This is a genomic window from Candidatus Paraluminiphilus aquimaris (assembly GCF_026230195.1).
GTDB classification, from domain to species: Bacteria; Pseudomonadota; Gammaproteobacteria; order Pseudomonadales; family Halieaceae; genus Luminiphilus; species Luminiphilus aquimaris.
The window spans coordinates 1250333-1271559 of sequence record NZ_CP036501.1 but is presented as its reverse complement, the minus strand read 5'-3'; the positions used below and the strand labels follow the sequence as shown (position 1 = coordinate 1271559).

Genomic DNA, 21227 nt, shown 5'->3' with positions numbered 1-21227 from the left:
TATCCCATTAATATAAAATACGATAAGAGCCTTTATCACGACCCAGCCTCTTCCTCGTCGACAATCTCCCTCCTCAGGACCTCTATCTCCTGCCTAAGCAACTCATACTCCTCGAGCTTTCGACTCAAAAAGCTCGCCGCGAGCTCACTTTTCTGCTTAATTCCCTGAGGCGTCAGTACATAGACGTAGCCGAGCTTGTTATCAGACCGACCAAAATTCTTTGCCTTTACCAGCCCTCGCTCAACGAGAGCCTTCATTGCGTAATTTACGCCACCAAGCGACACGCCAAGCTCGCGTGCAATCTCGCGCTGGCTCTTCTCGGGGTTTGCCTCAACCACACGCATGACCTCGAGGCGCAGTTTTTCGCGGTTTATCTTAGTGGATTGCTGATAATCACTGTTCATGACGTGAACACTAACATAGGCAGTGCGAAACTGTATGCCGATTCATTGAAGAATTGCTCTTTTGCGACATTAGTGACAATGGTGAGAAATGCCTATTCTTTTTGTCGTCGCAGAGCGGCAAACAGGTGATAATATCAACGGTTGGACGCAATTGATTAAACTCTGGGGACCAAAAGTGGTTAAAACGTTTAAAGCTGAATATTTAAAGCTAACATGGGGTGCTTTGATACTTAGCGCACTCTCTACTGGGTGCACCGTCATACCAGGCAGCGGTATGAGCTCAGAAGTATTTGCGTGGCCCAGTGCCAAGGTGGATTCGCCAGCGCTTGCTGTGTCAAGGATTAAGATAACGCCCGCCATGTTGAGCGGCTCGAATACGTCTCAACGACCAACCCCAGTGGTGAACTCACTGTTAGTCGAGGACGACTTAAGCAGACCCTACCAGTACCGAATGGGCGTTGGGGATGTACTCAGTATTATTGTTTGGGACCACCCAGAGCTCACTGCGCCCTTTGGCTCGTTCAACAACGCCCGCGAGCAAGGCAATGTGGTCCGAGACGACGGTACTATTTACTACCCGTTTGTTGGGTCAGTCTTGGCAAAAGGCCGAACGGTCGCAGAGCTTCGGACTGAGCTTGCGCAAAAACTCGCTAATTTCATTGAAAGCCCACAATTAGAAGTGCGCATTGCCGAATACCGCAGCCAGCGATTTTTTATGGCGGGGTCGGTGACGACGCCAGGCACCTACCCCATTACCGATGTCCCCATAAAGCTTGTGGAAGCCATCAATCTCGCGGGCGGTCTAACCGACAATGCGGACCTATTTGACGTTCGATTGACGCGAGGCGACACCACCGCGGTCACACCGCTCTACAACATCCTTTACGAAGGGGATCTGACAGCTAATGTTCGGCTGCAGCATGGTGACGTGGTGCATGTAGCCCCCAATGAGCTTCGACAGGTGTTTGTCCTGGGAGAAGTTGTTCAACCCCAGACGCTACCAATGACGAACCGTCCGCTTAGCCTCACGCAGGCGCTATCGAATGCGGGCGGTATTCAAGAGGCGCGAGCTGATGGACGTGGGGTGTACGTAATACGCCGGTCGGAATACGACGGTGTCGTTGATATTTTCCAGCTTGACGTCTCCGAGGCTTGGGCGCTGGCACTGGGAGATCAGTTTATGCTGCAACAGCGGGATGTGGTGTACGTAACCGCCGCCCCCATTACACGCTGGAACCGTTGGGTCTCTAATGTACTGCCTTCATTACAAGGGCTATTCAACATAGACCGTCTTGGGCAGTAGCAGATGTTTAAGAATGTGCTTATGGTTTGCACTGGCAATATCTGCCGGAGCCCCTACGCAGAGTATGCGCTCACCTCAAAGGCACCCAGCGTTGGCGTATCTTCTGCAGGACTCTCCGCGCTCGTTGACAAGGGCGCAGAGGCAACTGGCTGCGAGGTAGCTTTGGAGCGAGGTGTTAACATGGGGTCGCACCTTGCGCGGCAAATAAACACGCCCATCGTATCGAGCGCTGACTTAATTTTAGTGATGGACGACGACCACTTACGTCGCCTTATCAAGCGCTACCCCGAAGCCCGAGGAAAAACCTTTAAACTGGGGAAATGGCTGGGTAATAAAAACATTGTTGACCCCCACCTTAAACCCGCGACCTTTTTCTCGCTGGTTTATGACGAAATAGACGCCGCGATCGAGACATGGCTAAAGCACCTCGCGTAAACTACGCGTGACAATCTGGGGACACAAAAACACAATGGATCAGCAAGCAAAGAGCGATTTTCCGCAAGGAACCCAAAACACAGGTACGGCCGAAGACGAGATAGACCTGCTTGGCCTCCTCGGGGCCCTGCTCGATAAAAGATGGACAATTATCAGCATCACAACCGTAGCAATAATACTCTCTGTTGCCGTAGCACTTATCTCAACACCGATTTATCAGGCCGGTGCGCTCCTTCAGGTCGAGGAGAAGACTGCCAGCCTTCCCGGTCTTGAGGACCTTGCTGAAGCGTTTGCCTCAGAGTCTTCTACTCAAGCTGAGCTAGAGATCATCAAATCACGATCGGTCATTGGCACGGCGGTCGAGAACTTGTCGCTGACGACCAATGTTGAACCAAAATACTCCCCTTTAATTGGCAAGGCGCTGGCAAGACGATTCGAGCCTTCTGATGAATCGAAGTTTGGCAGTCCATTTTTCGGACTCAGCACGTACGCGTGGGGGGGGGAGCGCATAGCCGTAGATCGGCTTGAAGTTGATTCCTCATTGCTTGGGGAACCACTCACACTCGTCTCAAAGGGTGGAGACACCTTCTCTCTTATTACCGAAGCAGGGCTCACTTTGGTGAGCGGTGCAGTTGGCGAAGCAGCCGACGGTGACCTTGTGTCAGTGTTCGTCTCCGATCTCTCTGCACGCCCAGGCACGGAATTTTTAATATTCGAGAATCATTGGCTTGCAGCCATTCAAGAGGTGCAGGAATCGTTATCGGTTAGTGAGGCAGGAAGACAGTCCGGCATCATACGCATCTCCTATAAAGACGCCGACGCAGGTCGTGCTGAGGCCATCCTCAACGAGGTTGCTAAAGTCTATGTTGACCAAAATATCAGTCGGTTATCCGCTGAGGCGGAGAACAGCCTCAATTTTATGCGTGAGCAGATCCCCTACATCCAGAGAGACGTGCAGACAGCGGAAGCTGCGTTCAACCAGTTTGCGTCTGAGAATCAATCGATCGATGTGACTGCCGAAAACCAAGCGGTACTCTCCCAGTTGGTAGAACTTGACACACGCATTCAAGAACTTGAACTAGAGCGCGTCGAGCTGAATCGTCGTTTTACAAGCAACCACCCTAACGTACTTGCGGCGGAAGAGCAGTACCGCCAGCTCACTTCAGAGCGTGCGCGTTTTAACCGACGCATCGAGGCGCTGCCCGATACCCAGCAGCAACTTGTCAGTCTGCGCCGCGACGTTGAAGTGGCGAGTGGTATCTATGAGCTGTTGCTTTACAAAGCCCAGGAGATGGAAGTTGCCCGCGCAAGTACCGTGGGTAACGTACGTATTATCGACACCGCCATTGTCGATCGCTCTGCGCCAGTGGCACCTCAAAAATCACTAATTGTCGTGCTTGGCACGCTCTTAGGTGGCTTGACCGGTGTCGTGTGGGTGTTATTGCAAAGAGCTATTTATCGAGGAGTTGAATCAGCAGACCAAATTGAGTCTACGGGCTTGTCTGTTTTTTCCAGTATTCCGTTCTCAGACGAGCAACAGCGCTGGGATGACCTGTTTAATGACGGTAAGAAAGGGCATAAGGCAAAGAAGGGTTTAAATATTCTGGCGGAGAAAGAGCCTACCGACCTTGCGGTCGAGATGCTTCGTAACCTTCGCACCAGCCTATATTTTAATCTCTCCGAAGCCTCCAACAAGGCGGTCATGATCTCGGGGCCAAGCCCCGGCGTGGGTAAATCCTTTATTTCAGTAAACTTGGCCACGGTGTGTGCTTTAGCCGGTCAGAAGGTGCTTTTGGTTGACGCGGATATGCGACGAGGTTACCTGCATCGGTATATGAACAAAACTAACAAGGATGGCCTTTCGGAATACTTGAGTGGCCAGTCGGCACTCTCAGACGTCGTGTTTTCGAGTAACATCGAGAATCTCGATGTTGTGACCCGGGGTAAAACACCACCCAACCCATCAGAGCTCCTACACCACCAGCGGCTGCAGGCGTTGGTAGATGAGGCCTGCAACGACTACGATTTGATTATTTTCGATACGCCCCCCATCTTGGCGGTCACAGACGCTGCGATTGTCGGACAGGTCACTGGTAACACTTTGCTCGTTTGCCGCTTTGACAAAACCTCTAAGCGCGAGATTGAGCATGCAACCAGCCGACTGGCGCGGGATGGGTCAAAGGTTACAGGCGCAGTACTCAATGGTGTCGAGAAACGTCTCAGCAACTACTACGGCTACGGTGGCTACTACGGCTACGGTTATGGATACACCTACAAATCAGAAAAAGCCTAGGGCAAATTCTATTTTGCTCATCTCTGTGAGCATGACGCAGTCATGCTCAAAGCTCATTCGCTCAAATTTTGAGTCCCTCAATAGAGTGTGGTCGCAGTCCTGCTGCCGTTGCAACTGGAGTGGGCTTACACACGATCGTAAAATCGGTAAATGATAGGGCTGATCCACCTCTAGCTAAGTGAACCTTTCTTTACTATACGTTGGATTGCGTGTGTCTTAATTTAGACCTGACGGCTGTGTAACGTGGACAACGGGAATGAAAGGGCCAATCACCGAGCCTATTCTCAAATCCGTGCAAAGTTTTGGACATCAGCCGAACTAACTTGATTCAGAGCTTGCGCAATGAGATGCGCATACCCGCAGCATTCATCACTTGCTCGATACCGACAATGAGACCATCGTCATTCAACGTTATAAAATTCGTCCCATGGCTGCCACACGCCTGGCGCCACTCCTGGCCCTCGCCTTCTATAGGGGCACTGACCCAGGCTTCGCAAAGCGGTTCACGCGCAACCACCTCGCCACCAGAGCGATAGACACGATAGTGTTCTGTATCGACTACGCTGGCTATTGTGTTCTCACCGAAGCCTCCCAGTGAGCGAACAACCCAGCCGTCAAAGGCAATGGCGTCGCCCTCCTTACTGACAAAGACCGTGAGATCGCCCTCGGAATAAGGTGTCAGCAGACGCCCTGCGCCATTGTAACTTGCCTGCCACCGGGTATCGCTCGGAACATCCGCGGTGATTCCGCGCTGAGCAAATTCAGCCTCAACTAATTCACTCAGCGCTTCCACCTGCGGGAACCTGACCGCACAGCCACTGATAACCATGAGTAACAGTGCGACTGACAGCGAAACGCAGGATGATGTTTTCAAACCCTTTAGGGAATTGATCATGGCAGCATCCTCTCCTCTGGTTGGAAGGCTTCATACCGCGCAGAGCGTACGTCCCAGAAAATTTGTCCGGCGTATCCATCTAGGCGTTGCCCACCATCGCGCTGGATGGGCCTAAGTCCCGAGCTAAGCATTGAGCGCGACGGCGCATTATTGAAAAGACTGCTTAAGGGTATTTGAAAGAACATACCCTTGTCGAAAGATCCCTCGCCAAAGTCCTCGGAAGACACGTCGGTAAATGTTGCCCACAGACCGACCTGCCAGCCATTACGGAAGGTTCGACGAACCTCAAACGTGGCGCCCTTATCTTTCGCCAAGTACTGTCCTAGGTGTACGCCAAAGTCGTAGTTGTAAAAGCGCGAAGCATAGTAGGCCGATACGAACCCCGTTACCGCGTCGTAGCCCCTCAGCCCAAATCGACCGTCATAATCACGCTGTTTCGCGTACGCGAGACTCGCGCCAAAGGCAAGGCGACTTTGCGAGGGCCAGTAAAGCACCTCACCGCCCGCGCCCGAGAACATCTGCTCAAGTACGCCTCCGAAGACCCGGTAATGCAGATTAGTGCCTATTGTGTCTCGCCCCTCGACAATAAGCGCTTCAACTCTCGTTGCGCCGTCATCGAGGTACTTCACCACATCCGTTCTAACCGGTGGTAACACAGAGTCCGATTCGCGACGCTTACTTTCATCAAAGTTTTGCTCAATATTGAAAGCAAGGGATGACTTAATCGACCAGTGATTGGAAAGCGCATATTCAGAATCTACCGCCACATAGAGCTGATAGCGTGCAGGGTCGTCGGGATCAAAAAATTGAAATCGGGTTCGTAGATTAACCGCCGTATTAAGCTGTCCTGTAACGAATGAGGTGCGATAGGTGGGATCAGTTAGTGTTCGACCTGACAGCAAGCGTGAGCGCCCAAGTAGATCGCGATCCTCTACCCCCGCACCATAAGAAGGACGGGGCAATACCACGCTAGCAACGCGATGACCTGCCTCTTCAACAACAAAATACAACGTCTCCACAGTGGCTGGGAGGTGCAAGTCAGCCAAAGCGATATGCTGAGACAGCGCGTCGCTCCAGAGTTGAAAATCGGCGTTACCCACTACCAGCTCAACTTGAGACTCGTCGCGCGATAAGCTTGCCTCGAGTACGATTAAGCCCGTTCTCTCTGCATCAAACACTAAGCGGTCAAACCAACGCGCTTTTTGATAACCCGCGGGAAATTTATCCTGCGGCAAGTAAAAACTCGAGATAACTTCCTCAGGCAACTGTTTGGCTGGCTCGGCTAGCCCATCAAAGTAGGAGGTAAAGCGAAGAGCAAGCTCATCACCGTGTTGCGCAGTAATAGCGATATCAACGTTATCCTGAGCGTGCCACGTGATCCCTGCGGAGATCGGAGAGCTAGGTCGATCACCGCCCCGACTGAAATCCCAATCATACTGGTCAGGGTTGTACTCAGCAGTAAAGGTAATTGGAAGGCTGTCGAACTCGTAGCTGAAACCACCAAACAAGCTCGCTTTTTTACCGGAGAAAAAGTTACCAAGCTCTACCGTTCCACCCTGACCCGAATAGCGGGGACGCGTCTCAAATCGCTCGGCAATGTAACCAAGGGGGTTGTCAAACTGTCCTTTACCCGCAAGGCGCCCCCAACCCACACCGAGGGTGGCGTCTAAGTTACCGAAACGTTTTGACGCAACCACATACTCGGAGCCAAAAACACCGGTTCCCACCATGTCGCGGATACCCACTGCAAGCGCCGGTTGGTAAGGAAAATAATCATCCTCCTCAAACAAACGGACCTTGGCTTCATAGTTTCGATCCCAGTAGAAAAACTCAGTAAAGCCTGTGTATCGATACGTGGCCTCAAGCCAAGGTGTCGCTTGATAAGTAATGGCAAACTGGCGGTGGCGCTGATCATATCCAGCAGTAAAGGCCAACGTCGCGTCACTGCGCATGCGCGCGGTCGGTATATCGATGAGTCCAGTGGTACCGTAGTCAGAGGCGTAAACCTTCGTCGTACTAAATGACAAGCTTGCACTCAGAATCAGCAGAACAAGACACGCCCCGCAACGAGACAGCGTGTTCGCTGCTAGACCCAGCGTAGTCAACCTAAATAGCGTGCAGGAAACTCTCTTCATTTATTTCTTTTCAACTATTGCGCCACCAGCATCCAATATACCTTCTGAAAACAACTGCAAACGGCGAGTAGATAGAAAAAAGGGGCCAATTGGCCCCTTTTAAACTTCCCAGATATTAGGTGCCGGTCGTACCCGTCGTCGTCGTACCCGTGCCACCGCCACTGCCACCTGTGCCCGTTGTACCCGTAGTGGTTGTGCCTGTCGTAATTGGCGGCTCAGGTTCGGGTTCAGGCTGAGGTTCGGGTTCAGGCTCCGGTTCAGGCTCCGGTTCAGGCTGAGGTTCGGGTTCAGGCTCCGGTTCAGGCTGAGGTTCGGGTTCTGGCTCAGGCTGAGGTTCGGGTTCTGGCTCCGGTTCAGGCTGAGGTTCTGGTTCTGGCTCAGGGTCGTCACTAATTTGGTCAGCAACCTCTACAACCGCGGCTGCCGCAACAACACCGGCTGCTACAGCACCCGCCACACCCAGCGTCCCAACGACTGAGCCAACGGCACCGGAAACAGCTCCTGCTGCGCCACCCGCTGCTCCGCCTGCCGCGCCACCAGCAGCACCACCGGTCGCTCCTCCTGCCGCACCACCGGTTGCTCCACCTGCAGCACCGCCTGTACTACCGGCCGCACCACCTGTGGCCCCGGGCGTACCTGCACCAGCAGCACCACCGGTCGCTCCTCCTGCCGCACCACCGGTTGCTCCACCTGCAGCACCGCCTGTGCTTCCGGCCGCGCCACCTGTGGCGCCGGGCGTACCTGCAGCACCTTCACTTCCGGTCTGTCCGTACACCTGCCCAATCATCAGCTGCGTGGACAACATAGCTGAGATCACTGCGCGCGTAGTGGCTACTGATCGTTTTGTCTTGAAATTCACGTTTCAAAATCCCCCGTCGAATTTTGGGAACAATTGTCGACTGTCGTAAGAACTATAGGCCTGAATTCGACTACTCTCAACACATATGTGCCTGAAAAGTCACAAATCAGCACCTAACCTTGGCTTTTAGCAAGTTAAACCAACCAAGCCGGCTTTTTCTTAACTTGCCGCGCCCTGTACCCTAGCGCTCTCAACCGGCGAGTCATCTGGCAACAAACAGAGACGCTGATTCAGGTAGCGCCATCCAGCGCCATATACCAGCCACTGTAATACTACCACCCAGAACCAATTGAGTGAGTCTGCAGCAATAAATCCAGTGGAAAAAATGGCCAATGGTAAGCCGGCAAAAACCACCGCGATGCCAATACCGCAGCTCGTATTTGCAACGACACTGCTTCGCTTGTCTGTGTCCAACCAAGCAAAGAGTACGTTGTGAAAATGCTGATTATCGGGCTCAAACGGTGATTTACGGTCCAAAGCGCGTCTACCCATGCTCCACATTAAGTCTACTACCGGATAAAAAATCATCGAAAGCAGCCACCAGACAGAGGCGTCGGTTTGGTTAGCAATAAGCACGACAGAGAGACCACAAAACGCTCCGAGGAAATAAGCACCGCCATCTCCAAGGAAAAAACGCCCGCTAATGACGTTGAAAATCATAAAGATCAGACAACCCACTGCGCCCGACGCAATAAAAGGTAACAACTCTGGGGGAGCAACCGCGCTCAGGCCCGTAAGTGTTGCAAATGATACACCAGACACCAGCCCGTTAGCCCCATCAGCCGTATTGAAAGCATTTGGAATGTAAGCAACGCAAAGGGCAGTAAACAAGAGTGCTGTGATCTGTGTTGAAACAGCCGCATCAACGAAGAAAATTCCAACAGGCCCCAATACTAGGTGAGGTGAGAGCAGGAGTGTCCCAGCAGCGATCACTGCCATCAGCCCAAACCGCAACTTTGCAGATAGATTGCCGCGTAAATCTTCGAAGAAGCCCAGCGCAAAGTATGTGATGGCCGTGAGGAAAACTGAGTTTTCGGCAAATGACGGCGAATACAAACCTGTGAAATATTGATAGCCGAGGTGAATGAGCATGTACCCAACGACTGCGATACCACCCACTCGGCTCGCGGTCACCTTCGAAATGCCATGTTTGTCAGCTGAGTCTTCACCACCAAACGTCATCAGGTAGTGACACAAAAGCATCGCCACGACACCTGCGGCGCCACCGACAAGGAACACCAGCACCCAGGCCGCAATAGCCTGACTGACGGTAAATCCTAAACGGTCTGTGAAACTCATGATCGGTCGATACCTGTGGACGATGGCGCTCCCAGCGGCGTCATCTCATTTGTGGGCAGTGTTTCATGTCTTTGTTACAGATACGCGGCAGCGGCAGGTTTTTCTTTAGGTGATTTGCACATTGCAACAAAAGCGACAGGGGTCGGATGACCGAAATAGGGAGAGCTCTGCCTGGTTAAGGGGCTGAATTTTGTTTGTCGAACCAAATCACGCCAGCGCACAGCAAGTCGCACGACGGTGCCTCCCGCGCTCCGTAAAAAGCAATCAACTCGCTTTGTGAAGCACTGCTTTAGATTGCCAGTTCCACAGGCGATATAGAAAGAGCAGGACGAATATAACCCCGTACACCACAGCATCGCCCACATCTGATCGAGACAGCCAGAGCAAATGTAACCAGCCCAGAATGGCTACCGCATAAGTCAGCTTGTGGAGCTTGCGCCAATTGCGACCCATTTTGCGACGTATGCTGTTGGCCGAGGTAATACCGAGCGGCACTAAGATGAGCCAAGCGAGAAACCCAACCAACACATATGGGCGCTTTGCCAATTCCTCAACAAGTATCCCGCCACTCCATCCGATATAGACCTGAGCAAAGACAAGTAAATGCAACGTTGCATAAAACCAGGCATATAAACCCAGCATCCGGCGATATCGCGCAAGGCGCGGCCAACCCCACCGTGCGAGTGGCGTTGCGGCGAGCACCAACACCATGAAACGCATGACCCATTCGCCCGTGACGTGCATCAAATGCTCGGCAGGGTCGGGACCAAGCGAGTCTGAAATAACGGCGTTACTCAGCGCGAGAAATGGAACCAAGCAGAGTAAGAAGAAAAAAGCCCGCGCAGCGGGATTCCATGCAGGCGGTATCACCACTGGAAAACGGCGACTGCTAGTAGAAGCGGGCAAGATCCATTCCTTTGTACATACTCGCAACTTGCCCACCGTAGCCGTTAAACATTTGGGTTTTCACACGGCTTGGATTGAATAGCGAAGAAGGCAAGCGACGTTCATAAGCTTGCGACCACCGGGGGTGGCTCACCTTGGGGTTTACGTTTGCGTAAAAGCCGTATTCTTGAGGTGCAAGGTCTTGCCAACTCGTCTTTGGCTGACGATCAGTCACGTTTATTTCAACAATCGACTTGATGTTCTTAAAGCCGTATTTCCACGGAACAACCAGCCTAAGCGGCGCCCCGCTCTGGTTAGGCAGCGTTTTTCCGTATAAACCAACCGTCATTAATGTCAGGGGATTCATTGCCTCATCCATGCGCAATCCTTCCCGGTAGGGCCAATCAATGATTGAGGTGAAGGATCGCGTACCGCGCATCTCACTTCGGCGATATAAGGTTTTAAACTCAACAAACTTACCTTCTGACTTGGGATCGAAACGCTCAAGAAGCTTTGAAAGTGGAAAACCAATCCACGGCACCACCATTGACCACGCCTCAACACAGCGAAAACGGTAGATGCGCTCTTCTAGGTCGAAGTCGCTCATAATGTCCTCGAGGTTCAGTTTGCCTGGCTTATTTACCAGACCACCGACTTTTATCTCCCACGGATCGGTAGTCATGCTACCCGCATACCGTGCAGGGTCCGACTTATTGGTGCCGAACTCGTAAAAGTTGTTGTAGGTAGTGGCCGCCTCGTATGGCGTCAATTCTTCGGTGGCTTTAAAGGGGGTGCCGTCGACTGCGGGTAAAAAAGAAAGTTCCTTGAGCTGTTTTGGTTGAGCGAGCGTCTCACCGGCCATGACCAAACCTGCACTCGCGGTCGCCGCTTTCATAAGGTTTCGGCGATTAAGCCATACCGACTCCGGTGTTATCTCAGAAGAGGCTATCTGGGGATAATCCTGCCAAGGCTTTTTCGACATTTTTACTGCTCCAATTCTCCATGATCAATTTATTGCGGCCGCAATTCAGTGTTGCGCGGGCACCGCACTTGACCACCTAAATGTGCCAAGAGGCAAACAACGCTTCGGGTGATTACGTGTACCTTCCAAATGCTATACGACTTGGAGTTTAAAACGCGTCTCGAGTTCGTCATTAAATGTGAAAATATGCGGTGATATTCACAGCCTAGACCGGCACCTAACCACGAAGACACGAACTCACTTGGAGTAAGGCAAGACCACATGGCCCTGTGGTTTATGAAACATCATTTTAAAAGAACGAAGGTCCTAACTCCCTCGTCGCAGAGCGGCACTGCATTGGCTGCAAAGCACTCTTCGGACGGTCCCAACATCAACGCAATCATCGCGGGTTCTGGCGGCTTAAATTCCGGCATATTTTGGTGAATGAGCTAGATCACGCACCGAAATGCCCGGTAATTAGATTTTTTCCCGCGCTTTGTGCGGTCCTAACATTTACGCAGGCCTCGTCAACCACTACATTATGCGCCCCGTATTAACAACGCATTAAAAGCACCACCTAGAATTTCGAGACGAGGAGTCCCTAGTGAGTAACTACTTCAACACCCTGCCCTTACGCGTGCAGCTGGAAGAACTTGGCAAGTGCCGTTTCATGGAGCCAGAAGAGTTTTCCAACGGCGTCGAGGCCATTAAGGACAAAAAGATCGTCATCGTCGGTTGTGGTGCTCAGGGCCTTAACCAAGGATTGAATCTTCGCGATAGCGGTTTGGATGTGTCCTACGCACTGCGCGAGGCAGCGATCACTGAGCAGCGCGCGTCTTTCCTTCGCGCCACTGAGAACGGGTTCACTGTCGGCACTTATGAAGACCTCATCCCTCAGGCAGATATGGTTCTCAACCTCACTCCTGACAAGCAGCACACCGATGTCGTTAACGCAGTGCAGCCACTTATGAAGCACGGCTCCTGCCTTTCATACTCACACGGTTTCAACATCGTTGAGGAAGGTATGAAGGTTCGTGATGACATTACTGTCATCATGGTCGCGCCTAAGTGCCCTGGAACTGAAGTGCGCGAGGAATACCTCCGCGGCTTTGGTGTCCCTACTTTAATCGCAGTTCACCGTGAGAACGATCCAAACGGTGAGGGCTTCGAACTGGCTAAAGCGTATGCGGCCGGTACGGGCGGTCACCGCGCAGGCGTCCTCGAGTCATCGTTCATCGCTGAAGTGAAATCAGATCTCATGGGTGAGCAGACAATCCTCTGCGGTATGCTCCAAACGGGGTCGATCCTCTGCTTCGACCGCATGGTTGAACTCGGCATTGAGCGTGGCTATGCAGCCAAGCTTGTTCAGAACGGCTGGGAGACCGTCACCGAAGGACTTAAGCACGGCGGCATCACGAACATGATGGATCGCCTGAGCAACCCAGCGAAGATCAAGGCATACGATCTTGCTGAGGATATGAAAGAAATTCTTCGTCCTCTTTTTGAGAAGCACCAAGACGACATCATGTCTGGTCACTTCTCAGAGACCATGATGGCTGACTGGGCGAACGACGATATCAATCTGCTGACATGGCGTGCTGAAACTAACGCAACCGCGTTTGAAGAGCAGCCGCTCACTGATCAGAACATCGATGAGCAGACTTACTACGACCAAGGCATTCTCATGGTTGCCATGGTTAAGGCGGGCGTGGAGCTTGCTTTCGAGACTATGGTCTCCGCGGGCATTATCGACGAGTCGGCTTATTACGAGTCGCTCCACGAAACACCACTTATCGCCAACACCATTGCACGTAAGAAGCTTTACGAGATGAACGTGGTGATCTCTGACACGGCCGAATACGGTAACTACCTATTCGACCAAGCAGCACGTCCAATGCTCAAGGACTTCGTAGCCGGTCTTGGCGCTGATGTTATCGGTGGTGGCATGGGTGGCAACAATGCGGTAGACAACAAGACACTCATCGCAGTTAACGCGGAAATCCGCAACCACCCCGTCGAGCTCATTGGTGAAGAGCTTCGTGGTTACATGACAGGTATGCAGGCGATCTAAAGCCTCTAACATCATGAACGAATCAAACGGCCCGCTGCGCAAGCAACGGGCCGTTTTTTTTTGACGTGGATAAACCCTCGTCCACCAGCCTGCGAAGATCATGTGTATTTTTGTTTCGTAATTAGGCCCAACTGCGGGCACACTCCTACTGGCATTTAGGGTTCCAAAAAAATAGAACTCAAAAATAAAAAGCCGAAAAACGAGGCAAAGAGCCAAACAAGATGAAGCTTTTGGTTACAGGTGGGGCAGGTTACGTTGGGTCGCATACAGTCAGAGCACTGTTAGCCGCGGGGCATGACGTTACCATTCTCGACAACCTGAGCACTGGACATCGATGGGCCCTGCAGGGTTGTGAACTTATACCCGTAGATCTGCGAGACACCCACAACCTCAGTCGGAGGCTTAAAAAGCGAGGCTTTGAAGGCGTGCTTCATTTTGCAGCTAAGTCACTCGTCGGCGAGTCAAAAAACCACCCAGCGATTTACTACCAGAACAATGTCGGTGGCACGACCAACCTAGTTCGCGCCATGCAAGCGGCAGATATTCCACGACTGGTCTTCTCATCAACCGCTGCCATTTTTGGCAACCCGGTTTCTGACTTGATTGACGAAGACCATCCAAAAGCTCCAATCAATGTCTACGGACAAACGAAACTCGTCGTCGAGCAGATGTTGCAAGCTGTCTGTGAGAGCTCAGAGTTCAGCGCCACCTGCTTACGCTATTTCAACGCCGCGGGTGCTAACAACGACGCCAAGCTCGGTGAATGGCACGAACCTGAAACCCATCTTATCCCCAATGCATTACGCGCAGCGGCAGGTACAGGAAACCCGCTGACCTTATTTGGCGACGATTACCCAACCAACGACGGTACATGTGTCCGCGACTATATCCACGTTGATGATCTTGCGAGCGCCCATGTGGCGGCCATCGAGAAGATGAACTCATCGAGTGGCTTTAACGCCTTCAACTTGGGGAACGGCAACGGCTATTCCGTCAAAGAAGTGATTACCGCTTGCGAAAAAGCGGTAGGCGCTGAGATTCCCTACACTATCGGATCGCGGCGTGAGGGCGATCCGGCCACGCTGGTTGCCAGCTCTGCAAAGGCACGCAGCGAACTAGGTTGGACCCCAGAACACGACAGCATCGATGAGATTGCCCGGAGCGCTTGGAATTGGGAGTGCCATCGGCGGGATAACCTGACGTAAGGCGTCGACGTCCACCAAACCGCTGAAGAATACAAACGCGGCGCACTTCTAGCAGTTGCAGTTGCAGTTGCTACGCATTAGAGCTGCGCGATCGTTGTCAGTGTGGCCTTGGTTTAGTGGCTATGTGTCAGCATCAGCGCTGCGTAAGCCGAAAAGAACACCTGAACTTAAGTTCGATCCAGTGGTAACTCGGTTGACGACTTTATGCGTTCCATAGAGAACGAAGCGCTAACATCGAATAGCTCAGCGACGGTAATCAAGCGCTTATAAATACGGTCGTAGTCGCTCATGTCTGTTGCAACAATTTTCAGCAAGTAATCGATGTCACCTGCCATACGGTGGATCTCTATGACCTCAGGTATGAGCGATACACCCTCAGAAAAACGCGCCAGCCAGCTGTCGTCGTGATGGGAGGTTTTAATCATGACGTAGGCCGTCATGCCAAGATTGAGTAAATCTTGATCCAGAACTGCAACACGCTGCTTTATGTAGCCTGCCTCCTCGAGCTTTTTTATTCGTCGCCAGCAGGGCGTCTGAGACACCCCAGCCCGATCCGCGATCTCAGCAATAGAATCCGAACAGTCTCGCTGTAGCTCACGCAAAATTTTTCGGTCAATAGAGTCCATTAAATTTCAAAATATTTATAAAAAAAAGAATCATTTTCTAATTTTTACCCAATATTGTCGAAAAAAGAAAGAAATTTGATCCATCCTCTCACTATTATGTTTCAAGGAGGGGGCAATCATGAAACATCTATTTCTCGAACATCCAGCGTCTGTTGGCGAGTCATATTGGCAGCACATGGGACAAGCTCTGCGCTTTGGCACGCTGCTTTGCTTGACGGGAGTCGCCTGCCTCTTTCATGGGTTACTACCGTTTCTCTTCAAAGATACGGGCAGCAATAACATCAGGCGCCTTCATCACATGATGGTGACCCACAGAAGCCGGCATGATTCGGCCAGGTCTGCCTAGCCGCCGAACAGCATCTGTCCCATCACTCGATTAGGTAGAAGCGTAAAAAGCCCCGTGAGTATCAACGCCAATACGAAGAGCAAAACCATATTCCATTAATGGACTTTAATGGACTTTGATATTGCCAACACGCGCAAAATACACACCGGTGCAGAGCGTAAAGACAGTCCAGGCACTTAAGAGATGTATGGGACTGAACGCACCCCAAAGCTGAATCTCCGAGATAAAGAACGAGGAAATCGAGACATACATCATCATGCTTACCCAGAGGTAGCCGATTAGTTGATGCTGTATCGTACCCTTAGCACTTGCGAGTTGAATGCCGCCGATGATGACTGCTACCAGCGCTGTTATGGCATGGCTTGGAATGGGTTTAGCTTCCAGAAACAAGACTTCCATATTAGGCTTTCGCACTTCACGAACAATCTTTGTCAGACTATACAGGCAATGCGTCACATGAACCCTATGGCGCGCATCACCAAAGGCGATCGATATATGACACATCGCAAGGTCGCCGTAATGGCACTCACGTTCTTATCGGTGGGCGTCGCTCTCCTTCTCTCACCGGGCTGCACCAGCACACTCAAAGCAGTAACCGGCACCTACTCCTACTACGAAGTCTTTGGCGGCAAAGTTACTTACTTTCGATGGAACCCCATGGCAATGCGGTACCACACCCGAGTGTTGGAAGACGCAGACCCCGATACGTTCGAGACCATCGACAGTGAACATGGGAAGGACACAACAACGGTATACGAGTGGGATATTCCGATTCTCCACGCGGACCCAGCGACCTATGAACGCTTGTCAAACGGCTATTCGAAAGATGCAACGCAAGTCTTCTATGGCCGAACACGGCTGGAAGGGGCAGACCTCGCAACGTTTGAGCGCTTAGGTGATGGGTGGTCACGCGATGTCGATGATGTCTACTCTGGCAACCGACGTTTGGACATCTGCGATATCGACACCTTTGAATACTTTTCGATGTGGCGGGCTGTCGACAGCAAGTGTTATTACATCCAAGCCGAGCGCTTAACCGAAGTTGATCGCGCGAGCCTAGAAATATTGTGGGGTGTCTACGCTAAGGACCGATCTCGTGTCTATTGGCTAGACCATATTGTTGACGGCGCGAGTCCTGAGACATTTGAAGTCAAGGATGACCGGATGCAGTCGCTCGCACGCGATGCCAATCAATGCTTTATTGGACCCGATGCTGTGACGTGCGACGAGCTGAATCCCGAGGGACAGGAATATTGCCGCTGTTAAACGTTTGGCCAGGTCTGCCTATGACCTCTTCTACCTAAGCCACTTTGCACCTGGCCGATTCAGCCGGACCTTGAAGTCCTCAGTGATTGTGATGGAGCTACTGTTACTGATTTAAAACTTAAGCTCGGTGATATCCGCAAAGTGCTCGAGCGCCTCTGGGTTGGCAAGTGCATCAACATTATTGACCGGACGTCCGTGGACTACTTCTCGCACCGCGAGCTCTACAATCTTGCCACTCAACGTTCGAGGGATTTCAGGGACTTGAATAATCTTTGCTGGCACATGGCGAGGCGTGGCGTTCTCGCGAATCGTGACTCGCACTGCCTGGGCCAGTTGCTCGTCAAGTACCTCACCCTCTCGAAGTACCACAAACAGAACAACGCGGACGTCGTCCTGCCAGTCTTGCCCAATCACGATGCTCTCAACAATGCTCTCGAGCTTTTCGACCTGACGATAAATCTCAGCGGTGCCTATGCGCACGCCACCTGGGTTCAGCACGGCATCGGACCGCCCATGAATAATTGCACCGTCCTCCGCCGTGAGCTCGCCGTAGTCACCGTGACACCAGACGTTGTCGAACTGAGCGAAGTAAGCGCGGTGGTATTTTCCGCCGTCTTCATCGCTCCAAAAACCAATCGGCATGCTAGGAAAAGGCGTCTTACAAACAAGCTCGCCCTTGCCCTTAGTAAGGGATGTACCTGTCTCATCCCAAAATTCAACCGCCATACCGAGTGCGCGACACTGAATTTGCCCCGTATAAACAGGTCGCGTCGGACAACCGCCAACAAAACAGGAAATAATGTCAGTGCCGCCGGCGATCGAAGCGAGCAGAACATCGGTTTTAAAATCCCGATAAACGTACTCAAAGCTCTCATGAGACAGCGGTGATCCCGTTGATAACACGGTTTTGAGACTCGACAGGTCGTGCGTTAGTCGAGGCTTAAGTCCCGCCTTCTCGATACCCGAGATGAACTTAGCACTCGTGCCAAATACAGTAATGCGCTCGCGATCGATCGCATCCAGCAGCACCCTCCCCTCGTCAGCAAAGGGTGAGCCGTCGTACAAAACCAATGTTGCACCACAAGCAAGACCCGATACCAGCCAGTTCCACATCATCCAACCGCAAGTAGTGAAGTAGAAGAGCGTATCCGCAGGCCCGATATCACAGTGGAGTCTGTGCTCTTTTAGGTGCTGGACGAGCGTGCCACCGGCGCCATGCACGATGCACTTGGGCACGCCGGTCGTGCCCGACGAATACATGATGTAAAGCGGGTGATTAAAGGGCAGTTGTGCAAATTCAATTTGCGTTACCTCGGCCTGCGCACGAGCCCAGTCCGAAAATAGTGCTGCGCCCTTTATATTGGCTATGCCTGCTGTATCGCGGGCTTGCTCGGCAGTTTCTATAACAGCTTCAACAACACCCTCAACCTCACCCTCAACAACATCCTCAACAATAACTTCAACGACAACGACGTGCTCGAGACTGTCGATCTCTTCGGCTATTTGACGCACCTTACGTAGCGAGTCGTGCGCCTTACCGTTGTAGAAATAGCCGTTTGCTGCAAATAAGACCTTGGGTTTGACCTGACCAAATCGATCCATCACACCCTGAAAACCAAAATCAGGGGAACACGACGTCCAAACTGCACCCAGACTCGTTGCGGCTAACATTGCCACCACAGTTTCGGTCACATTGGGCATAAACCCCGCGACGCGGTCACCCGACTCGACACCCCGTGCTTTTAGGGCGGCCGCTATCGCTGCCACCTGTGAATAAAGATCATCGAATGAGGTTTCTCTGCGAGTCCCATTCTCCAAAAGCGAAATAATGGCCGTTTGGTCGCCGCGCCGACGAAGCAGGTTCTCCGCGAAGTTCAGTCGCGCATCAGGAAACCACGTCGCACCCGGCATTTTCTCCAAATCTCGAACGACCACCTCGCTATCACGGCTCGCAATAACGTCGCAGTAATCCCAAATACATCGCCAAAAATCATGCGTCGCCGTTATTGACCAGTGATGCAAGGCTTCATAAGTGGATACATGAGTCTCCGGAAAGCGCTCAGTGACAAAGGCGCTAAACGCAGTGAGCTCAGCTTGAGCGATTCGCTCAGCACTCGGAGACCATAGAGGGATTCGGTTATCTATAAAGCCACTACTACTTATCGACCCTGACCCGCTAGTCGAGTCCGACGAGACGCCAGTATCTACCGAGTCACCCGAAATCTGACTCATTCCTCGCCCTGATGACGTCGGTTAACCTCGTTGAGAAAAGCACCTGCTGCCGCATCTTCCTCTCGCAAGGCTTTTAAGAGCGCCACCAAATTTCGGTCTCGCTCATTTTCCAGCTGCATCACGGTTCGACCCGCCGCCTGTTCGTCCGACTGCTCAACGATGCGGTCGATCAGTTCCTCGTTGAGATCTGGTACGTCCATCAACTTGGTCCAAGGCCACTCAAGGCAGGGACCAAACTGCTCCAAGAAGTGCTTCATCCCCGCTTGTCCACCCGCGACGCGGTAGGTTTCAAACAACCCTTTCTGTGCCCAACGCAAGCCAAAACTATGGGTGATGATGTCGTCGATTTGACCCGTTGTCGCAACACCGTCCTTTACCAACCAAAGCGCCTCCCGCCACAGCGCCTCAAGGAGCCTATCGCCCACGTGCGCTGGCACTTCTGCGCCCAGCACCACGGGCTTCATCGATACTGACTCCAAATAACGACTTGCACGATCGAGTAGTTCCTTTGAGACGTTGTCAGACCCTACCACCTCAACCAGCGGCAATAGATAAACCGGGTTATAGGGGTGCGAGACAATAATCTGCTCAGGACGCAGCGATCCGTCCTGTAGCTCGCTCGGCATAAACCCTGAGGTAGATGACGCAACAATTGCTTCGGCCTCGCAAGCCTCCTGAATCGATCTCAGTACCGCGCGCTTTACTTCGATACGCTCTGGCGTCGACTCCTGAATGTAACGGGCTCCTACTACAGCATCGGCCGTCGAACTCGCAATCGTAAGAGTGCCCTCCTCGGGCACTACATCACACAGGGCAGGCAGGGCGTCACGACCGCGCGCGATGACCGCATGCAGAATGCGCTCAGCGTCTTCACTTGGGTCGAAAAAGCGAACATCCCAACCGTTTAGTAAGAAGCGTGTCGCCCACCCCGAGCCAATGACACCACCCCCAATAATCGCAGCAGTGGGTCGAGAGCGACCGGGTATTTCGCTCATCAAAGGGGGTCTCGCTTAACCAGATTAAGCTCTGCGCGCACTTCAGCGGGCGTCATGACCTGTACGCCCATGGCGGAAATAATCCCAGATGCTTTTTCAACCAGTTCGGCATTGGACGCCAAGCGGCCACGCTCAAGCCAGAGATTATCTTCTAGGCCCACGCGCACGTTCCCGCCCGATAAAACCGCGGCTGCCACGAAGGGCATTTGGTTCTTGCCGATGCTAAACGCTGAGTGCACCCAATTGCTCGGGACATTGTTCACCATGGCCATGAAGGTGTTCATGTCATCAGGCGCACCCCAGGGGACGCCCATGCACAACTGAACCATTACCGAGTCTTTAATGAGTCCCTCTTCTACCAATTGTTTTGCAAACCAAAGATGGCCGGTATCAAACGCCTCGATCTCAATTTGGATTCCCAGTTCCGTCATACGCCGGGCCATATCGCGAAGCATGCCGGGAGTATTGGTCATGACATAGTCCGCCTCTGCAAAATTCATGGTTCCGCAATCCAACGTGGCAATTTCAGGGCGGCAGACTTCAAGGTGCGCAACGCGCTCCGCGCTGGAGACCATGTCGGTGCCCGCATCTTGCAGGGGTAATGGTGCATCCGGCGGCCCAAAAACCAGGTCACCACCCATTCCGGCTGTGAGGTTCACCACCACATCGGTGCTCGAAGCGCGAATACGCTCAACAACTTCACGATAAAGATCGACATCCCGTGCGGGCACGCCGCTCTCTGGGTCGCGCACATGACAGTGGACAACGGCAGCGCCTGCCTGCGCCGCTTCAATGGCATCATTGGCAATCTGCTCTGGACTACGCGGGACTTTCTCGCTTCGATCTTGTGTCCCACCAGAACCTGTCAGTGCAGCGGTGATAAAAACCTTTTTGCGCATCGCCAGTGGCATAGCGACCTCTCCTTTTTACGTTATGAGTCTCTGTTTCAGAGCGCTTTTTTTGTTTGTTGACGCTTTATGACCGACTATTTCCTGCCGGCTATCGAGCCCTTTGCTA

General features: G+C 52.4%; 19 protein-coding genes. 7 read left to right on the top strand and 12 right to left on the bottom strand.

Features of this window, described 5'->3' with window-relative positions; genetic code table 11:
* Positions 1-35: 35 nt before the first annotated feature.
* Positions 36-404 (bottom strand): MarR family EPS-associated transcriptional regulator, encoded by a 369-nt coding sequence (locus tag E0F26_RS05870; RefSeq protein WP_279243115.1) that lies wholly within the window; start codon positions 402-404, stop codon positions 36-38.
* An 88-nt stretch (positions 405-492) separates the two neighbouring features.
* Between E0F26_RS05870 and E0F26_RS05865 the strand changes: the two genes are divergently transcribed.
* From E0F26_RS05865 to E0F26_RS05855, 3 genes are read left to right on the top strand one after another with little or no spacing between them, the layout of a single operon-like run.
* Positions 493-1707 carry a polysaccharide export protein gene (locus tag E0F26_RS05865; RefSeq protein ID WP_279243114.1) on the top strand — a complete coding sequence of 405 codons (1215 nt, stop codon included), beginning with the start codon at positions 493-495 and terminating at the stop codon, positions 1705-1707.
* Between the two features lie 3 nt (positions 1708-1710).
* Positions 1711-2142, top strand: coding sequence for a low molecular weight protein-tyrosine-phosphatase (locus E0F26_RS05860; RefSeq protein WP_279243113.1), 432 nt, complete (start codon positions 1711-1713; stop codon positions 2140-2142).
* A gap of 34 nt (positions 2143-2176) precedes the next feature.
* Entirely contained in the window at positions 2177-4435 is a 2259-nt protein-coding gene (locus E0F26_RS05855) for a polysaccharide biosynthesis tyrosine autokinase (protein WP_279243112.1), read from the top strand.
* A gap of 328 nt (positions 4436-4763) precedes the next feature.
* On the opposite strand, the gene E0F26_RS05850 is transcribed toward E0F26_RS05855, so the two are convergent.
* The 6 genes from E0F26_RS05850 to msrP form a co-directional block, all read right to left on the bottom strand.
* On the bottom strand, positions 4764-5330 hold the full coding sequence (locus E0F26_RS05850; RefSeq protein ID WP_279243111.1) for a hypothetical protein: 567 nt from the start codon (positions 5328-5330) through the stop codon (positions 4764-4766).
* Positions 5327-7465, bottom strand: coding sequence for a YjbH domain-containing protein (locus E0F26_RS05845; RefSeq protein ID WP_279243110.1), 2139 nt, complete (start codon positions 7463-7465; stop codon positions 5327-5329). Before E0F26_RS05845 ends, E0F26_RS05850 begins: the two co-directional genes overlap by 4 nt.
* A gap of 115 nt (positions 7466-7580) precedes the next feature.
* Positions 7581-8324, bottom strand: a complete 744-nt coding sequence (locus E0F26_RS05840; protein ID WP_279243109.1) for a hypothetical protein — start codon at positions 8322-8324, stop codon at positions 7581-7583.
* 159 nt (positions 8325-8483) lie between these two features.
* Complete coding sequence (locus E0F26_RS05835; RefSeq protein ID WP_279243108.1) at positions 8484-9623, bottom strand: glycosyltransferase family 4 protein; 1140 nt, start codon at positions 9621-9623, stop codon at positions 8484-8486.
* Between the two features lie 264 nt (positions 9624-9887).
* On the bottom strand, positions 9888-10529 hold the full coding sequence (locus E0F26_RS05830; protein WP_279243107.1) for a protein-methionine-sulfoxide reductase heme-binding subunit MsrQ: 642 nt from the start codon (positions 10527-10529) through the stop codon (positions 9888-9890).
* Positions 10513-11490 carry a protein-methionine-sulfoxide reductase catalytic subunit MsrP gene (gene msrP / locus E0F26_RS05825; protein WP_279243106.1) on the bottom strand — a complete coding sequence of 326 codons (978 nt, stop codon included), beginning with the start codon at positions 11488-11490 and terminating at the stop codon, positions 10513-10515. Before msrP ends, E0F26_RS05830 begins: the two co-directional genes overlap by 17 nt.
* 583 nt (positions 11491-12073) lie before the next feature.
* Here msrP and ilvC point away from each other — a divergent pair.
* Both ilvC and galE read left to right on the top strand, forming a co-directional pair.
* Positions 12074-13540 (top strand): ketol-acid reductoisomerase, encoded by a 1467-nt coding sequence (gene ilvC, locus E0F26_RS05820; RefSeq protein WP_279243105.1) that lies wholly within the window; start codon positions 12074-12076, stop codon positions 13538-13540.
* Positions 13541-13761: 221 nt separating this feature from the next.
* Positions 13762-14745 carry a UDP-glucose 4-epimerase GalE gene (galE, locus tag E0F26_RS05815; RefSeq protein WP_279243104.1) on the top strand — a complete coding sequence of 328 codons (984 nt, stop codon included), beginning with the start codon at positions 13762-13764 and terminating at the stop codon, positions 14743-14745.
* A 167-nt stretch (positions 14746-14912) separates the two neighbouring features.
* Here galE and E0F26_RS05810 read toward each other — a convergent pair whose 3' ends face one another.
* Positions 14913-15371, bottom strand: coding sequence for an Lrp/AsnC family transcriptional regulator (locus E0F26_RS05810; RefSeq protein ID WP_279243103.1), 459 nt, complete (start codon positions 15369-15371; stop codon positions 14913-14915).
* A 118-nt stretch (positions 15372-15489) separates the two neighbouring features.
* Here E0F26_RS05810 and E0F26_RS05805 point away from each other — a divergent pair, with 118 nt between their 5' ends.
* The gene (locus E0F26_RS05805; RefSeq protein ID WP_279243102.1) at positions 15490-15717 is read left to right on the top strand and encodes a DUF6356 family protein; all 228 of its coding nucleotides are present in this window, start codon (positions 15490-15492) and stop codon (positions 15715-15717) included.
* A 105-nt stretch (positions 15718-15822) separates the two neighbouring features.
* Here E0F26_RS05805 and E0F26_RS05800 read toward each other — a convergent pair whose 3' ends face one another.
* Positions 15823-16131 carry a DUF2306 domain-containing protein gene (locus E0F26_RS05800; RefSeq protein ID WP_279243101.1) on the bottom strand — a complete coding sequence of 103 codons (309 nt, stop codon included), beginning with the start codon at positions 16129-16131 and terminating at the stop codon, positions 15823-15825.
* A gap of 81 nt (positions 16132-16212) precedes the next feature.
* Between E0F26_RS05800 and E0F26_RS05795 the strand changes: the two genes are divergently transcribed.
* On the top strand, positions 16213-16983 hold the full coding sequence (locus E0F26_RS05795) for a DKNYY domain-containing protein (protein WP_279243100.1): 771 nt from the start codon (positions 16213-16215) through the stop codon (positions 16981-16983).
* 111 nt (positions 16984-17094) lie between these two features.
* Here the strand turns inward: E0F26_RS05795 and E0F26_RS05790 are convergent, their stop codons facing one another.
* The 3 genes from E0F26_RS05790 to E0F26_RS05780 are packed head-to-tail and all read right to left on the bottom strand — an operon-like array spanning position 17095 to position 21121.
* Positions 17095-19215, bottom strand: coding sequence for an acetoacetate--CoA ligase (locus E0F26_RS05790; RefSeq protein WP_279243099.1), 2121 nt, complete (start codon positions 19213-19215; stop codon positions 17095-17097).
* Positions 19212-20210: a 3-hydroxyacyl-CoA dehydrogenase NAD-binding domain-containing protein gene (locus E0F26_RS05785; RefSeq protein ID WP_279243098.1), complete on the bottom strand. Its 999-nt coding sequence runs from the start codon at positions 20208-20210 to the stop codon at positions 19212-19214. Before E0F26_RS05785 ends, E0F26_RS05790 begins: the two co-directional genes overlap by 4 nt.
* A complete protein-coding gene (locus E0F26_RS05780; protein ID WP_279243097.1) occupies positions 20210-21121 on the bottom strand; it encodes a beta-keto acid cleavage family enzyme in 912 nt (303 codons plus the stop codon). Before E0F26_RS05780 ends, E0F26_RS05785 begins: the two co-directional genes overlap by 1 nt.
* Positions 21122-21227: the final 106 nt, after the last annotated feature.